The sequence below is a fragment of the Ruegeria sp. BHSC223 genome, from assembly GCF_059613025.1.
The window spans coordinates 126639-141527 of sequence record NZ_JBXWRR010000006.1 but is presented as its reverse complement, the minus strand read 5'-3'; the positions used below and the strand labels follow the sequence as shown (position 1 = coordinate 141527).

13 protein-coding genes are annotated in these 14889 nt (G+C 64.1%); 4 read left to right on the top strand and 9 right to left on the bottom strand.

The features are described from left to right. The first annotated feature begins 26 nt into the window (after positions 1–26). Positions 27–1622 carry a phosphoglycerate dehydrogenase gene (serA, locus tag AC2FNY_RS12045; protein ID WP_496802594.1) on the top strand — a complete coding sequence of 532 codons (1596 nt, stop codon included), beginning with the start codon at positions 27–29 and terminating at the stop codon, positions 1620–1622. Positions 1623–1674: 52 nt separating this feature from the next. Here the strand turns inward: serA and AC2FNY_RS12040 are convergent, their stop codons facing one another. Beyond that, positions 1675–2058: a heme-copper oxidase family protein gene (locus tag AC2FNY_RS12040; protein ID WP_234138574.1), complete on the bottom strand. Its 384-nt coding sequence runs from the start codon at positions 2056–2058 to the stop codon at positions 1675–1677. Positions 2059–2163: 105 nt separating this feature from the next. Between AC2FNY_RS12040 and AC2FNY_RS12035 the strand changes: the two genes are divergently transcribed. Further along, on the top strand, positions 2164–3159 hold the full coding sequence (locus tag AC2FNY_RS12035; RefSeq protein ID WP_496802593.1) for a LysR family transcriptional regulator: 996 nt from the start codon (positions 2164–2166) through the stop codon (positions 3157–3159). After that, positions 3156–3890, top strand: a complete 735-nt coding sequence (locus tag AC2FNY_RS12030; protein ID WP_238904594.1) for a metallophosphoesterase family protein — start codon at positions 3156–3158, stop codon at positions 3888–3890. Before AC2FNY_RS12035 ends, AC2FNY_RS12030 begins: the two co-directional genes overlap by 4 nt. Before the next feature lie 74 nt (positions 3891–3964). Here the strand turns inward: AC2FNY_RS12030 and tdh are convergent, their stop codons facing one another. The 8 genes from tdh to AC2FNY_RS11990 all read right to left on the bottom strand — a co-directional run bounded on the left by tdh (position 3965) and on the right by AC2FNY_RS11990 (position 13614). Continuing rightward, positions 3965–4993 carry an L-threonine 3-dehydrogenase gene (gene tdh, locus AC2FNY_RS12025; RefSeq protein ID WP_234138809.1) on the bottom strand — a complete coding sequence of 343 codons (1029 nt, stop codon included), beginning with the start codon at positions 4991–4993 and terminating at the stop codon, positions 3965–3967. A gap of 14 nt (positions 4994–5007) precedes the next feature. Then, on the bottom strand, positions 5008–6192 hold the full coding sequence (locus AC2FNY_RS12020) for a glycine C-acetyltransferase (protein ID WP_496802592.1): 1185 nt from the start codon (positions 6190–6192) through the stop codon (positions 5008–5010). A gap of 95 nt (positions 6193–6287) precedes the next feature. Then, complete coding sequence (locus AC2FNY_RS12015) at positions 6288–7526, bottom strand: DNA recombination protein RmuC (protein WP_496802591.1); 1239 nt, start codon at positions 7524–7526, stop codon at positions 6288–6290. A 57-nt stretch (positions 7527–7583) separates the two neighbouring features. Continuing rightward, entirely contained in the window at positions 7584–9449 is a 1866-nt protein-coding gene (gene mutL, locus AC2FNY_RS12010; protein ID WP_496802590.1) for a DNA mismatch repair endonuclease MutL, read from the bottom strand. 268 nt (positions 9450–9717) lie between these two features. Next, complete coding sequence (locus AC2FNY_RS12005; RefSeq protein WP_496802589.1) at positions 9718–10647, bottom strand: metal ABC transporter permease; 930 nt, start codon at positions 10645–10647, stop codon at positions 9718–9720. Beyond that, positions 10644–11849, bottom strand: a complete 1206-nt coding sequence (locus AC2FNY_RS12000) for a metal ABC transporter permease (protein WP_234138548.1) — start codon at positions 11847–11849, stop codon at positions 10644–10646. Before AC2FNY_RS12000 ends, AC2FNY_RS12005 begins: the two co-directional genes overlap by 4 nt. A 4-nt stretch (positions 11850–11853) precedes the next feature. After that, positions 11854–12657, bottom strand: a complete 804-nt coding sequence (locus tag AC2FNY_RS11995; protein WP_496802588.1) for a metal ABC transporter ATP-binding protein — start codon at positions 12655–12657, stop codon at positions 11854–11856. A 3-nt stretch (positions 12658–12660) separates the two neighbouring features. Further along, the gene (locus tag AC2FNY_RS11990) at positions 12661–13614 is read right to left on the bottom strand and encodes a metal ABC transporter solute-binding protein, Zn/Mn family (protein ID WP_496802587.1); all 954 of its coding nucleotides are present in this window, start codon (positions 13612–13614) and stop codon (positions 12661–12663) included. Positions 13615–13814: 200 nt separating this feature from the next. Between AC2FNY_RS11990 and deoC the strand changes: the two genes are divergently transcribed. Next, positions 13815–14804 carry a deoxyribose-phosphate aldolase gene (gene deoC, locus AC2FNY_RS11985; RefSeq protein WP_234182675.1) on the top strand — a complete coding sequence of 330 codons (990 nt, stop codon included), beginning with the start codon at positions 13815–13817 and terminating at the stop codon, positions 14802–14804. Positions 14805–14889: the final 85 nt, after the last annotated feature.

Below are 14889 nucleotides of genomic sequence, written 5' to 3'. Positions count from 1 at the left end.
TATTCCCCTGCAAAGGACCAGCAGACATGGCCCCCAAAGTACTCATTTCCGACAAGCTCTCCGACGCCGCCGTCCAGATCTTCAAGGATCGCGGCATTGACGTCGATTTCCAACCCGACCTGGGCAAGGACAAGGACAAGCTGGCCGAGGTCATCGGCCAGTATGACGGCCTTGCCATCCGCTCGGCCACCAAGGTGACCGAGAAGATCCTGGAAAACGCCACCAACCTCAAGGTGATCGGCCGCGCCGGCATCGGCACCGACAACGTGGACAAGGACGCCGCCTCGAAAAAGGGCGTGATCGTCATGAACACGCCCTTTGGCAACATGATCACCACCGCTGAACACGCCATTGCCATGATGTTCGCCGTGGCCCGCCAGATCCCCGAGGCCAGCGCCTCGACCCATGCGGGCAAGTGGGAAAAGTCCAAGTTCATGGGCGTCGAACTGACGAACAAGACCCTGGGCGTGATCGGTGCCGGCAATATCGGCGGCATCGTCTGTGACCGCGCGCGCGGCCTCAAGATGAAGGTCATCGCCTATGACCCCTTCCTGGGCGAGGAGAAGGCCAACAAGATGGGCGTTGAAAAGGTCGAACTGGACGAGCTGCTGAAACGCGCCGATTTCATCACCCTGCATGTGCCGCTGACCGATCAGACCCGCAACATTCTGGGCCGCGAAAACCTGGCCAAGACCAAGAAGGGTGTCCGTATCATCAACTGCGCCCGTGGCAGCCTGGTGGACGAGGAAGCGCTGGCCGAGATGCTGCAATCGGGCCATGTGGCAGGCGCCGCCTTTGACGTGTTCAGCGTCGAACCGGCCAAGGAAAACCCGCTGTTCGGCCTGCCCAACGTGGTCTGCACCCCGCATCTGGGCGCCGCCACCACCGAGGCACAGGAAAACGTCGCCCTGCAAGTGGCCGAGCAGATGTCGAACTATCTGCTGACCGGCGCGGTGGAAAATGCGCTCAACATGCCGTCGGTCACCGCCGAAGAGGCCAAGGTGATGGGCCCCTGGATCAAGCTGGCCGGCCATCTGGGCAGCTTCGTCGGCCAGATGACCGACGAGCCGATCAAGGCCATCAACATCCTCTATGACGGGACCGCCTCGACCATGAACCTGGCGGCGCTGAATTGCGCCACCGTGGCCGGCATCATGAAGAAGTCGAACCCCGAGGTGAACATGGTCTCGGCCCCTGTTGTCGCCAAAGAGCGCGGCATCCAGATCTCGACCACCAATCAGGACAAGTCGGGCGCTTTTGACGGGTATATCAAGGTGACCGTGGTGACGGCCAAGCGTGAACGCTCGGTCGCGGGTACCGTGTTCAGCGATGGCAAGCCGCGTTTCATCCAGATCAAGGGCATCAATGTCGATGCCGAAATCGGCGCGCATATGCTCTATACCACAAATGACGACGTGCCGGGCATCATCGGTACGCTGGGCCAGACCATGGGCGAGAATGGCGTCAACATCGCGAACTTCACGCTTGGCCGCGCCGCAGCCGGGGGTGAGGCAATCGCGCTGCTCTATGTGGATGAGCCGGTCCCGGCCGAGGCGCGAGCGAAGCTTGCCGAAACGGGCCTCTTCAACCAGATCAAACCGCTTGAATTCGACGTCGCCTGACCAGCGCCCCATTCAATGGAAAACGCCGCCTCGCAAGGCGGCGTTTTCGCGTTCAGGCCCTTGCAGCCACGCGCCTTGGCGCTTTCAACACGATCCATCCGAACAGCAGCATGGAAACCAGCATGATAACCGAGCCGAGCTTGGCCAGAAGCTCGGTCTTGCCCTGAATGGCCAGTGCCACGCCGGGCGCCAACAGGATCACCGCCGCAACCACAAGGCCGAAATGCACCCGCGCCAGCGGGTTCTCGGCGGCGTCCGGCACAAGATGATAGTAGAATGCAAAGATCGAGCAGCTGACCCAGCCCAGCAGGTTCAAATGCCCATGCGCCGGCGACAGTGTGTGATCGTGGCTGGCCGACATCTGGATACCCCAGACCATGCCGCACAAGCCCGCCAGAATCGCCACCAGTAAAAACGCTCTCGCCACACCGTTCATGTTTCTTTCCTCTCCCTGTTCGTGGCCGTATCGCCACCTGTGTCAAGTGTGAGGACATCATAAAAATATGTGAAATCAATAGATATTATGATATCTATCAGTTTGATGAATTTCAAAACCTTCGATCTGAACCTTTTGCGTGTTCTCGATGCGCTGCTTGCCACCCGATCCACCACGCTGGCAGGTCAGAGGCTCGCCCTGTCACAGCCGGCGGTCTCGGCCGCGCTTGCGCGGTTACGGCATGCACTGGGTGATCCGCTCTTCATCCGTCAGGGACGGCAGTTGGTTCCCAGCGATTACGCCACCAGCCTGCAAGCGCAGCTGCGATCGCTTCTGGAACAGACCGAATCCATGCTGGCGGGGCAGCCCGATTTCGACCCCGGAGCCTCGACCGACTGCCTGACCCTGTCGGGCAGCGATTTCTATGCCGAGCTGCTGATGCCCCGGCTGGCCCGCCACCTGTCCCGCCTGGCGCCGGGCATGCGCGTGCAGCTCGTCGATCTGGTGCCGGACAATTATGTCCAGTCGGTTGGCGAGTCCGGGGTCGACATGGCGATCCTGCCCGCGACTGAAACGCCCGACTGGGTCGAACAGCAGCGCTTGCACGGCTCGCATTTCCTTACCGTCGCACGCGCCGACCATCCGGAGATCGCCAAGGCGGGGCACGCCCCGGGCGAGGTCCTGCCGCTCGATCTCTTCTGCGGTCTCCAGCACGCGCTGTTCTCACCCGAGGGCAAATTGCGCGGGCTCGGCGACGCCGCCCTCGCCCGGATTGGCCGCGCGCGGCAGGTCAGCATGACGTTGCCAGTGTTTTCCGGTGTGCTGAACGCCGTGTCGCAAAGCGACCTGATCGCCCTCATCCCGCATCAACTGGCCGAAAGCGTCGCGCCACGCCTTGGCCTGTCGCTCTATCATCCGCCCATCCCGGTTGGCCCGGTCGAAATCATTCTCGTCTGGCACAAACGCGCCAGCAGCGCGCCGGCCCATCGCTGGCTGCGTGACCAGATTGCCATGCTGATGGCCGAGCTCGACACGATCCCTTCCATCGGATGTGGGGCTGCGGCAGAACCGGGCCAGCATACAGCGGAGCAGGCGACATGAGCACCCCCATATACGCGGTCGGCGACATACACGGTCAGGCAGAGCAACTGGAAACCGCTCTGGCCCGGATCGAGGCCGATGGCGGCCCTGATGCCCGCATTGTCTTTCTGGGCGATTATGCCGACCGGGGGCCGGACAGTCGCGCGGTGCTGGACCGGTTGATCGCGGGACAGGCGCAGGGGCGCGACTGGATCACGCTCAAGGGCAATCACGACCGCATGTTCGAAATGTTCCTGCGCGACCATCCCGCCCAGGATGACCGGCTGCTGATCGGGTATCACTGGCTGCACGATCGCATCGGCGGCGTCGAAACCCTCGCTTCGTACGGCGTCCCGGTGCCCGAAGGCGTTCGCACCTATCAGGTTCATGCCCAGGCGCGCGCGGCAGTGCCCGCCGAACACCGGAACTTTCTTGCCGGGTTACCCAACTACCATCAGGAGGGTGCGCTGCTCTTCGTGCACGCCGGTATCCGTCCCGGCCTGCCGCTTGAACGTCAGGTGGAAAATGATCTGATCTGGATTCGCCAAGTATTCCTGGATGATCCGCGCCCGCATCCCTGGCTGGTGGTACATGGCCACACGCCCGGCAAACGGGCCGAGCATCACGGCAATCGCGTCAATCTGGATGCAGGCGCCGGTTATGGCCGTCCGCTCGCCGCCGCGGTGTTCGAAAACAACCAATGCTGGCTGCTGACCGAAACCGGCCGCCAGCTGCTCGCCCCTCGGGCCTGAGCCCCCACCATCTTCTGTTCCGAAATACCTCGGGGGAGTCGCCCGCAGGGCGGCGGGGGCAGCGCCCCCATCCCTCAGGTCCAGTCCAGCACCACCTTGCCGCTGAGGCCCGATTTCATGGCCGCAAAGCCCTCGCGGAATTCATCGACGCCAAAGCGGTGGGTGATCACCCGGCTGACGTCCAGACCGTTCTGCAACATCGCGATCATCTTGTACCAGGTCTCGAACATCTCGCGCCCATAGACGCCCTTGATGGTGATCGCCTTGAACACGATGCGCGACCAGTCCACCGGCGACTTGCCCGGCGGAATGCCAAGCAAGGCAATCTTGCCGCCCATCACCAATGCCTCGACCATCTGGTCAAGCGCCGCTTGCGATCCCGACATTTCCAGCCCGACATCGAACCCCTGTTTCAGGCCCAGTTCGTGCTTCACATCAGCCAGCTCTTCGCGTGTCACGTCCACCGTGCGCGCCTTGGGCACCACATGCTGCGCCAGTTTCAGCCGATCCGCATTGATATCGGTGATCACCACATGGCGAGCGCCCGCATGCTTGGCCACCGCCGCCGCCATGATACCGATGGGGCCCGCGCCGGTGATCAGCACATCCTCGCCCAACAGGTCGAAGCTCAGCGCCGTGTGCACCGCGTTGCCCAGCGGGTCGAGGATGGCGCCGATCTCGTCGGGGATATCGTCGGGCAGCGGTACCACGTTAAAGGCTGGCAGACGCAGATATTGCGCAAAAGCCCCCTGCACGTTGACGCCGATCCCGCGCGTGCCCGGGTCCAGGTGGAACTTGCCCGCCCGGCTCTGACGGCTATCGGTGCCGATCAGGTGCCCCTCGCCCGAGACCCGCTGACCGATACTGAGGCCGGTCACATCGCGGCCCAGTTCGACGATCTCGCCGGCGAATTCATGACCGGTGATCATTGGCACCGGCACCGTGTGCGCGGCCCATTCGTCCCAGTTCCAGATATGGATATCGGTGCCGCAGATACCGGTCTTGTTGATCCTGATCAGCACATCATCGGGGCCGATCTCGGGAACCGGCGCCTGAACCATCCACAGCCCCTCTTCAGGTTTGGATTTCTCCAGTGCTTTCATTGTATTGGGTCGCATCAGATCACTCCCAGTGCCTTGCCTGCGGTGGCAAATGCGGCCAGCGCGCGGTCCAGTTCCTCTCGTGTCAGGGCGGCATTCATCTGGGTGCGGATACGCGCCTGCCCGCGCGGCACCACCGGAAAGAAGAAGCCCGAGACATAGACGCCCTCGTCAAAGAGCCGCGCCGCCATGTCCTGCGCCAGCTTGGCCTCGCCCAGCATCACCGGGATGATCGGATGCTCGCCGGGCAAAAGGTCAAAGCCGAGGTCGGTCAACCCGGCCCGCCAATAACGGGCGTTGTCGAACAGCCGCGCGCGCAGATCAGCGCCCTCCTCGACCAGCCGGATCGCCTCAATCCCGGCCATCACGATGGCGGGCGGCAGCGAGTTCGAGAACAGATAGGGCCGCGCCCGCTGACGCAGCAGGTCGATGACCGGCTGCGGCCCGGCGATATAACCGCCGATGGCCCCGCCCAGCGCCTTGCCCAATGTGCCGGTCAGGATATCCACGTCCAGCCCAAAATGGTCGGGCGTACCCGCGCCATGCGGCCCCATGAACCCGGTGGCGTGACAATCATCGACCATCACCACCGCATCATATTGCTGCGCCAACCGGGTGATCTCGGGCAGGTTGGCCAGATAGCCATCCATCGAGAAAACGCCATCGGTGGCAATCATCACATGCCGCGCCCCATCGGCCCGGGCCTGTTTCAGCTGCGCCTCCAGATCACCCATGTCGCTGTTGGCATAGCGATAGCGTTTCGCCTTGCAAAGCCGGATCCCGTCGATGATCGAGGCATGGTTGAGCGCGTCCGAAACAATCGCGTCCTCAGACCCCAGAAGCGGTTCGAACAGCCCGCCATTGGCGTCGAAACAGGCAGCGAACAGGATCGCGTCATCCTTGTTCAGGAACCGCGCCAGCCGCTGCTCCAGTTCGCGGTGAATATCCTGCGTGCCACAGATAAAGCGGACCGAGGCCATGCCGAACCCTTTGGGCTCCAGCGCGTCACGCGCGGCGGCGATCAGCGCCGGATGATCGGCCAGACCCAGATAGTTGTTGGCACACAGGTTGATCACCTGCCGGTCACCAACGGTGATTTCGCCCCCTTGGGGCGAGGTAATCAGCCGCTCGCGCTTGTAAAGCCCCTCGGCCTCGATCTGGGCAAGCGTGTCGGTGAGATGGGACAGAAAGGATTGGGACATTGCGACCTCCGATTTGGCGCAATGTCTATCATAACGGATACGATTCCGAAATAGGGGAATTCGTTATGTTGGACAAAAATCCGTGAAACTGGACATTAGCGCTCCTGCTTGCCCAAGGGTACCACATTGGGCACCGGATCGGGGGCCAGTTCTTCGAAATCGAAATTGTCCAGCCGTTGCGCCCGCCGCCCGGCCTTGTCGGCGCTGATCTTGATCTCCGAGATATCCTTGGCCGCTTGTCCGAAATGGCGGTCCAGGTTCTCGACCCGGTCGCCCAGCCGTTCCACATCCTTGTGCAGCAGGCTCAACTCCTTGCGGATGGCGCCGGCCTGTTCGCGCATCCGCGCGTCCTTGAGGATGGCGCGCATGGTGTTGAGCGTGGCCATGCAGGTGGTGGGCGACACGATCCAGACCCGCGCGGCGAAGCCTTCGCGCACAATATCGGGAAAATTGGCGTGCAACTCGGCATAGACCGCCTCGGACGGCAGGAACAGCAGGGCGCCATCGGCGGTTTCGCCCTCGATGATGTATCGCTCCGAGATCGCCTTGATATGCGCCCGCACGGCGGTTTTCATCTGGCGCGCGGCCTCGGCCAGTTGCGGAGGCGTCTCGGCCCGGCGCAGTGCCTCATAGGCCTCCAGCGGAAACTTGCTGTCAATCACGATCGGGCCGGGCGGATTGGGCAGATGGATCAGGCAATCGGCCCGCCGCCCGTTCGACAGGGTATGTTGCAAGGAGTAGCTGTCACTGGGCAGCGCCTTGGACACGATATCGTTGAGCTGGATTTCGCCAAACGCGCCGCGCGTCTGCTTGTTGGACAGGATGTCCTGAAGCGACAGAACATCGCCCGACAGCTTGGTGATATTGTCCTGTGCCTTGTCGATGGCGGCCAGCCGTTCCTGCAATTGCGTCAGCGAGGTCGCGGTCTGTTTCGAACTGCCATGCAGGGTGGTGCTCATCTTTTCCTGCATCTCGGCCAAGGCCCGCTGCGCGCGCATGGCGTTGTCGGCCAGCCGGTCGTTCATATGCTGCTGCACAGCGGACAACCGCGCCTCGACCGTCTGGATCATCTGTACCTGCGCGTTGGCCTGCGCGTCCGAGACATGCGCCAGCCCGCCCCGCAACTGTTCCTGCCCCATGCTCAGCTGCTGCACGTTCTGGCCCAGAAAGGCGAGTTGCTGCGCCATCGGCTCTGTCGTCCGGGCCGAGCGGTTGGCGGCACGCAGGGACAGAAACAGCATCAGCAGGATCAGCAGCAATACAGCGCCGCCGCCCAGTACCGCCATCATGATGGGGTCCTGCATGGAATAGCTCTGATCGCCGATCTGAATCATGGTTCGCCTGCCTGTTCTTGTTTTGTTTTCAACTCCTATCCGGGATCGCCACCCGGATCAACTGCGTCCGAACAACCGCTCGATATCGCTGAGTTTCAGTTCCACATAGGTGGGGCGCCCGTGGTTGCATTGGCCGGAATGGGGCGTCGCCTCCATTTCGCGCAAGAGCGCATTCATCTCTTCGCCCCGCATCCGGCGGCCCGAGCGGATCGAACCGTGACAGGCGACCCGGCTCAGGATCGCCTCGATCCGGGCCTGCAGCGTGGCGCTTTCGCCCTGATCGGCCAGTTCGTCGAGGATATCGCGGAGCATCGCGCCCGCATCCACCGGCCCCAGGATCGCCGGAGTCTCGCGCACCGCGACGGCACTGCCGCCAAAGGGCTCGATCGTCAGGCCAAGACGCGCCAGATCGTCGGAGAGATCAAGCAGACGCGCGCAATCTGCGTTGGAGAGTTCCACGATCTCGGGGATCAGCAGCGCCTGCGCCGCAACGCCGTTCTCGGCCATCTGACGCTTGAGCTTTTCATAAACCAGCCGTTCATGGGCGGCGTGCTGGTCGACGATGACCATGCCATCGGCGGTCTGGGCGATGATGTAGTTTTCGTGCACCTGCCCGCGCGCCGCGCCCAGCGGCAGGGCTTCGGGCGGGGTTTCGGCGGCTGGCTCCTCCGCCCTGCGGGCGTCCTCGCCCGGTTCCGGCTCGACCATGCGGCCGCTATAGCTGGTGGAGAGTTCGGCAAATCCGGGCGCCTGCGCCTGATAGGAGGCCATGCGTGCGGCGGGTGAGGGCCGGTCCATCTGATAGATGCGCGCGCCACTTTGCTCGGGCCGCATCGCCCCCAGCGTCGCCCCGGCCACGGTGGTCGAGGCGCGGTGACCCGCCTCAGCCAGTGCGTGCCGCAGGGCCGAAACGATCAGCCCGCGCGCCACACCGGGATCGCGAAACCGCACCTCGGATTTCGCCGGGTGCACGTTCACGTCGACCAGCGTCGGATCGCAGTCGATGAACAGGGCAGCCGCCGGGTGCCGATCGCGACTGAGAAAGTCGAAATAGGCCGCCCGCAGCGCCCCGGTCAGCATCTTGTCCCGCACCGGGCGCCCGTTGACGAAAAGATACTGCGCCACCGCCGCACCGCGCGAATAGGTGGGCAGCGCCGCATAGCCATAGAGCCGCAGCCCCTCGCGCATCGTGTCGATCCGCAAGGCGTTGTCGGTGAACTCACGCCCCATGACGCGGCCCAGCCGGTCGCGCAGCGCGTCGAACAGGTCGCCGGTTTCCGCATCCGCGCGGAACACCAACCGCCCCTCGCCGCCCTCGGAGACATCGCGCAGGGTGAAGGAGACCGAGGGTTCGGCCATGGCCAACCGCTTGACCGTATCGGTGACCGCCTGCGCCTCGGCCCGGTCGGTGCGCATGAATTTGAGCCGCGCAGGCGTGGCGAAGAAGAGATCGCGCAGTTCCACCACCGTGCCCGCGCGCAGGGCGGCGGGTTTCACCGGATCGACCCGGCCACCTGAGACCCGGATACTGGCCGCCTCGGCGCCCAGGGCGCGGCTGGTGATGGTCAGCCGCCCGACCGAGCCCAGCGAGGGCAGCGCCTCACCCCGGAACCCGAAAGTGTGGATGTTGAGCAGGTCCGACCCGTCGATCTTGGACGTCGCATGACGCGCCAATGCCAATGGCAACTGATCGGGTGTCATCCCGCAACCGTCATCGGTGACCCGGATCAGCGTTTTGCCGCCATCCGCCAGGTCGATGGAAACTCGCGTCGCCCCGGCATCAATCGCGTTCTCGACCAGTTCCTTGACCGCCGAGGCCGGACGCTCCACCACTTCGCCCGCCGCGATCCGGTTGATCGCGGTTTCGTCCAGCTGGCGGATTTCCGGCTGAGTGGGGATGATATTGGGGTCTGTCGATGCCATACCCCTAGACCTAGCATGAGGCCCGGCGATTCTGCCACCGGTTTGATCGCATTCACCGCCCGGTCTCCCTCCCCTCGACACATGTGCGGCGCGGGTTGGTCTGCCGCGAAAACCGGGCGGCGGGTGAGTGGTGGTCGGCACCGGATTCTATCCGGCCCTTTCACCTCAGCACTATCAGACCGCACTGCCAAGACGGAGGTTCGCAGAGCCGCAAGTTGGGCGCCGATAAGCCAGCACCAGCACCAGACCCCGGCGAATTCCCGCCCAGTCAAGACTGAACGGGCGCTCCGGTCCGACTGCGGCAGGGACCAAACCGGGCGGCGAGTGCCAGGATGAGGCCCGACATCGTGGCGATCATCCCCGCAGCGCTGACCGCGTCTTGCGCGCCCAGCCACAGCGGGCCATAGCCCGCCAACACATAACCCAGCACCGCCGAGAGGATGGCGAAGACGACGCTCCAGCCAACCTGCCCTTCAAGCGTGTTGGTCATCATCCGTGCGGCGGCGGGTGGACAGATGAACATCGCGATGACGATGATCGAGCCGACCGCGTCAAAGGCCGCAACCGCGGCCACCGCAGCGACGATGACCAGTGCAAGGCCCAAATGGCCGGTGCGAATACCAAGAGTGCGGGCAAACCCCTCGTCGAAGGTCGACAGCTTCAGGGGCCGCCAGAACAGCCAGATGAACCCGGACACCCCTGCCAGCGTGACCAGGATACGCGGCAGTTCCACCGGCAACCCGGCCAAAGCCACCGGATCAACCAGCGAGGCCCAGCCGGTGGCATCAAGCCAGATCAGGCTTTCCAGATTGCCATAAAGCGCGTGTTCCACATCCAGATGCACGGTCGAGGTGTCGGTCTGCTCCAAGAGCAGCACGCCGGCAGCAAACATGGTGGTAAAGACGACACCCATCGCCGCGCCCGGCTCGATCCGGCCCAGACGACGGATCGCCTCAATCAGAACCACCGCGACAACGGCAGCCCCGGCGGCGCCCAGCATCATCGGCCATGCGGCGATGACGCCGGTCAGGAGGAACGCAACCACGATCCCCGGCAACACCACATGGCTGATGGCATCGCCGATCAGCGCCTGCCGGCGCAGCACCAGGAAGTTGCCGGGCAGCGCACAGGCCACGGCTGCCAGAACGCCGATCAACAGCGGTGTCAGTGACAGCGGGACAAATTCGGAACCGTTCATGCCGGGACCTCCTGGGGGCTGCCGATGCGGCGGTCAATCTCGGCAATCTGGTCGTGGGTGAGCACGGTTTCGATATCGCGCAACCCGTCATAGAGGGCGGCGGCGGCTTCTTGCGTCTGATCGGCGCGCACGATTTCCCATCGCTTCTCGTCCCGTAGCGCTTTGGCGGCGCGTGCCCGGCCAATATCGGTTGCGACCCCGTCCGCGCGCACCAGTTCTGCCTGACGCAAAAGTCGCAATGTCAGTGGCTCGTAAATCCGTTGCCCTTGTGCCAGCGCCAGCAGCCCTTGCCTCAGATGCACCCGGCGCTGGAATTGCGTATGGCGCAGGAACGCCGCCAGCACGCCGCGCCCCGGCGCCACCAGCAGCGACAAGGCGAAAAAGGCAAAGGACACCAGCACGATGATCGGCCCGGTGGGCAGGTTGGGGGCCGAGGCCGAGATCGCGGCGCCAAGATACCCGGCGAGCCCCCCGGTCAAGCCACTCAGCAGCACCACGCGATCCGACCGCTCGGTCCAGAACCGTGCGGTAACCGGCGGGATGATCAAGAGCGCCACGATCAGGATGAGGCCAACGATCTTCAGCCCGACCACGGTAACCGCCATCACCAGCCCCATCATCGCCAGATCGATCCGATGCACGGGCACCCCGCGCGCGGCGGCATATTCGGGATCGAAGGCGACCAGTGTCATCGGACGGCGGATCAGCAGGATCAGCGCCAGCGCCCCCGCCCCGCCGAGCGCGATCACAAGCGCATCGTTCCACAGCATTCCTGCGGTCGATCCCAGCAGGAACCCCTCCAGCCCGGCCTGACGCCCGGCCCCCAACGTCTGGATCACGGTCAGCAGGACAATGCCGAAGCCGAAGAACACCGACAGCACCGCACCGATCGCCGCGTCCTCGGCCAGCCTTGTGCTGCGGGTCAGCCAGTTGAGGCACAAAAGCCCCACCCAGGCCGACAGTGCGGAACCGGCCAAGAGGCCGGGCAGGTTGCGCCCATCGCCACCCAGTGCCACCATCAACAGAAAGGCCAGACAGATGCCCGGCAGGGTCGCATGGCTGATCGCGTCGCTGACCAGCGCCCGCTTGCGCAGGAAAAGGAACGTGCCGGTCGCTCCGGCGGATATACCCAACAGCGTCGCGCCAACCGCGACAAGCGTGGCGTTATAGCCCAATTGCAGCAAAAGCGCGTCGCGCAGCATCGGATCAGCCCAGCACGCGCGCCAACTGGTCGACCTGCGCCGTTGCCAGTCGCCCGCCATAGGCCGCCTGCAGATTATCGGCGGTAAAGGTCTCGATCACCGGCCCTTCGGCCACGCGGCGGGTGTTGATCAGGAACACGTTGTCGAAATAGTCGGTCACCGTGGCCAGATCGTGATGCACCACGACCACGGTGCGGCCGACCTGTTTCAACGCCTTGAGAACCGCGATAATCGCCTTTTCCGTCGCTGCATCGACCCCGGCAAAGGGTTCGTCCAGCAGATAGAGATCGGCCTCTTGCGCCAGGGCGCGGGCCAGGAACACCCGCTGTTGCTGGCCTCCCGACAATTGGCCGATCTGCCGGTCGGCGAAATCGCGCATGCCGACACGGGCGAGGCAATCGAGCGCCCGCGCCTTGTGCCGGGCGCGCAGGCGGCCCAGCAGGCCAAGCTCGCGATAAAGCCCCATCAGAACAACATCAATCACCCGGGTCGGGAAATCCCAGTCGACACTGGCGCGCTGCGGCACATAGGCGATGCGGGCGCGCTGTTCCTCGAGCGGGCGGCCAAACACGGTGACCTGCCCCGACAGCGGCTTGACGATGCCCAGCGCCGCCTTGAGCAGGGTGGATTTACCCGCCCCGTTCGGCCCGATTATCGCCGTCATCGCGCCCGGCTGCACCGTCATATCCACCGAGAACACCGCCGGTTTCTGCCCATAAGACACGGTCAGCCCACGCACCCCCAGCGGGCTGTCGCCGATGGCGTCATTCTCGAGTCGCCTGCCTTCACGCGCCGCCAGTTCGATCATCGCTCAGAGCCCTGCCGACAATTTGCCATCCATGCCACGGGGCGGCACCTGTCCGCCCAGCGCGGCGGCGATCGTGGTGATGTTGTGATCAAGCATGCCCAGATAGGTCCCCTCGTAAGAGCCGTCAGGCCCCATCGCATCAGAGAAAAGCTCGCCCCCCACCTTTACCTGATGCCCCTGCGCCGCGGCGCCTTCGATCAGGGCCCGGACCGATCGGTCCGAGACCGAGCTTTCGACAAAGACCGCCGTGATCTTGCGCGACACCAGCGTATCGACCAGTTCCGCGATCCGGTTCAGCCCCGCCTCGGACTGGGTCGAGATGCCCTGAACGCCCAGAACCTCGAAACCATAGGCCTGCCCGAAATAGCCGAATGCGTCATGCGCGGTGACCAGCACCCGGTTACCCTCGGGCACCGTGGCCAGAACCGTTTCGGCATAACCCGACAACCGGTCCAGATCGGTGATATGGCGGGCGGCATTGGCGGCAAATGTCTCGGCGGCCTCGGGGCGGGTCTCGGTCAGGGCACGCGCGACCTCGGCGACCACCTCGCGCCACAGTTCCGGAGTCATCCAGACATGCGGGTCGAATTTGTCGGCATAGTCGTCATGGGCGCGCAGGCGCGACGGCTCGATCCCCTCGGCCACCGCAACCACCTGACGCTTACGGCCCAGATCGTGAAAGAAGCTTTCCATCTGCGCTTCGAGGTAGAGCCCATGCCTCAACACCAGATCAGCCCGGGTCATGGCCACGATATCGCTGCGGGTCTGGCGATAGGCATGCGGGTCGATGCCCGGCCCCATCAAGCCGGTGACCTCGACCAGATCGCCGCCGACCTGGCGGGCGGCATCGGCGATCATGCCAGTGGTTGCCACCACACGCAGCGGCGCCTCGGCCCAGGCCGCGAGCGGCAGGCTGCATGTCAGGGCAAGTGCGGCAAGGAACCCACGGCGAATCATCGCGTACCTCGAAATCCAACTCTCTTACTGATGAATATGAGAACCATTCGCAACTAAGTCAACGCAATTGAGAATTATTCGCAAGAAAGGAAGATTTTGTCCGAAAGGTAAAATTTTGACGCCGCGACCCACCTGCCTCCGCTTGCCATTCTGTCGCAGGTCATGCGACCTTGGCCGGGAACCTCCCAAAGGATGTGAAGATGGAAACGCAGAGCCTTGAGCGCACCGCGCATCTGCCGCAAGTAACCGAGCCGCGAAACCCCGGCATGGAGCTGGACCTCGACTGGGTTCGCGCGGTGCAGGCCAATACCTCGGCGATCGAGCGGCGGGCGGCAACGCTGCCCGGACGGCGCTCGGTGAAAAAGGATTATCAGGCTGCTTGGTTGTTGAAAGCGATCACGATGATCGACCTGACCACGTTGTCGGGCGACGACACGGCGGGCCGGGTGCGGCGCCTCTGCGCCAAGGCGCGGCAACCGGTTGCGCCCGCGCTGCTGGAGGCGATGGGCATGGGGCCGATCACCACCGGCGCGGTCTGTGTCTATCACGACATGGTCACAACGGCGGTCGAGGCGCTGCGCGGTTCGGGTATCCCGGTGGCCGCCGTCAGCACCGGGTTCCCGGCGGGTCTGTCGCCCTTTCACCTGCGCGTGGCCGAGATTGGCGAAAGCGTCGCGGCGGGCGCCGAGGAGATCGACATCGTGATCTCGCGCCGGCATGTGCTGACCGGTGACTGGCAGGCGCTTTATGACGAGATGAAGGCCTTTCGCGAGGCCTGCGGGCATGCCCATGTCAAGGCGATCCTGGCAACCGGAGAGCTGGGAAGCCTGCGCAACGTGGCGCGCGCCTCGCTGGTCTGCATGATGGCGGGGGCGGATTTCATCAAGACCTCGACCGGCAAGGAAAGCGTCAACGCCACCCTGCCCGTCTCGTTGGTGATGATCCGCGCCATCCGCGACTATTACGATCGCACCGGATACCGGGTCGGCTACAAGCCCGCCGGGGGCATTTCCAAGGCCAAGGACGCGCTGGTCTATCTGGCGCTGATCAAGGACGAACTGGGCGACCGCTGGCTGCAACCGGACCTGTTCCGCTTTGGCGCATCGTCGCTGCTGGGCGATATCGAACGGCAACTGGAACATCACGTGACCGGCGCCTATTCGGCGGGCTACCGCCATCCCATGGGCTGACCGGCGCGACAGGCGCCGGAATTTTGAAAAAATTCCGGCCCGTTTTCCGTGACGGAAAACGGCCCCCGGATACCGAGGACACCGC

Bases quoted from the DNA above. Each gene is read 5' to 3' on its own strand.
- serA (WP_496802594.1), top strand. From the start codon at position 27: ATGGCCCCCAAAGTACTCATTTCCGACAAGCTCTCCGACGCCGCCGTC.
- AC2FNY_RS12040 (WP_234138574.1), bottom strand. From the start codon at position 2,058: ATGAACGGTGTGGCGAGAGCGTTTTTACTGGTGGCGATTCTGGCGGGC.
- AC2FNY_RS12035 (WP_496802593.1), top strand. From the start codon at position 2,164: ATGAATTTCAAAACCTTCGATCTGAACCTTTTGCGTGTTCTCGATGCG.
- AC2FNY_RS12030 (WP_238904594.1), top strand. From the start codon at position 3,156: ATGAGCACCCCCATATACGCGGTCGGCGACATACACGGTCAGGCAGAG.
- tdh (WP_234138809.1), bottom strand. From the start codon at position 4,993: ATGAAAGCACTGGAGAAATCCAAACCTGAAGAGGGGCTGTGGATGGTT.
- AC2FNY_RS12020 (WP_496802592.1), bottom strand. From the start codon at position 6,192: ATGTCCCAATCCTTTCTGTCCCATCTCACCGACACGCTTGCCCAGATC.
- AC2FNY_RS12015 (WP_496802591.1), bottom strand. From the start codon at position 7,526: ATGATTCAGATCGGCGATCAGAGCTATTCCATGCAGGACCCCATCATG.
- mutL (WP_496802590.1), bottom strand. From the start codon at position 9,449: ATGGCATCGACAGACCCCAATATCATCCCCACTCAGCCGGAAATCCGC.
- AC2FNY_RS12005 (WP_496802589.1), bottom strand. From the start codon at position 10,647: ATGAACGGTTCCGAATTTGTCCCGCTGTCACTGACACCGCTGTTGATC.
- AC2FNY_RS12000 (WP_234138548.1), bottom strand. From the start codon at position 11,849: ATGCTGCGCGACGCGCTTTTGCTGCAATTGGGCTATAACGCCACGCTT.
- AC2FNY_RS11995 (WP_496802588.1), bottom strand. From the start codon at position 12,657: ATGATCGAACTGGCGGCGCGTGAAGGCAGGCGACTCGAGAATGACGCC.
- AC2FNY_RS11990 (WP_496802587.1), bottom strand. From the start codon at position 13,614: ATGATTCGCCGTGGGTTCCTTGCCGCACTTGCCCTGACATGCAGCCTG.
- deoC (WP_234182675.1), top strand. From the start codon at position 13,815: ATGGAAACGCAGAGCCTTGAGCGCACCGCGCATCTGCCGCAAGTAACC.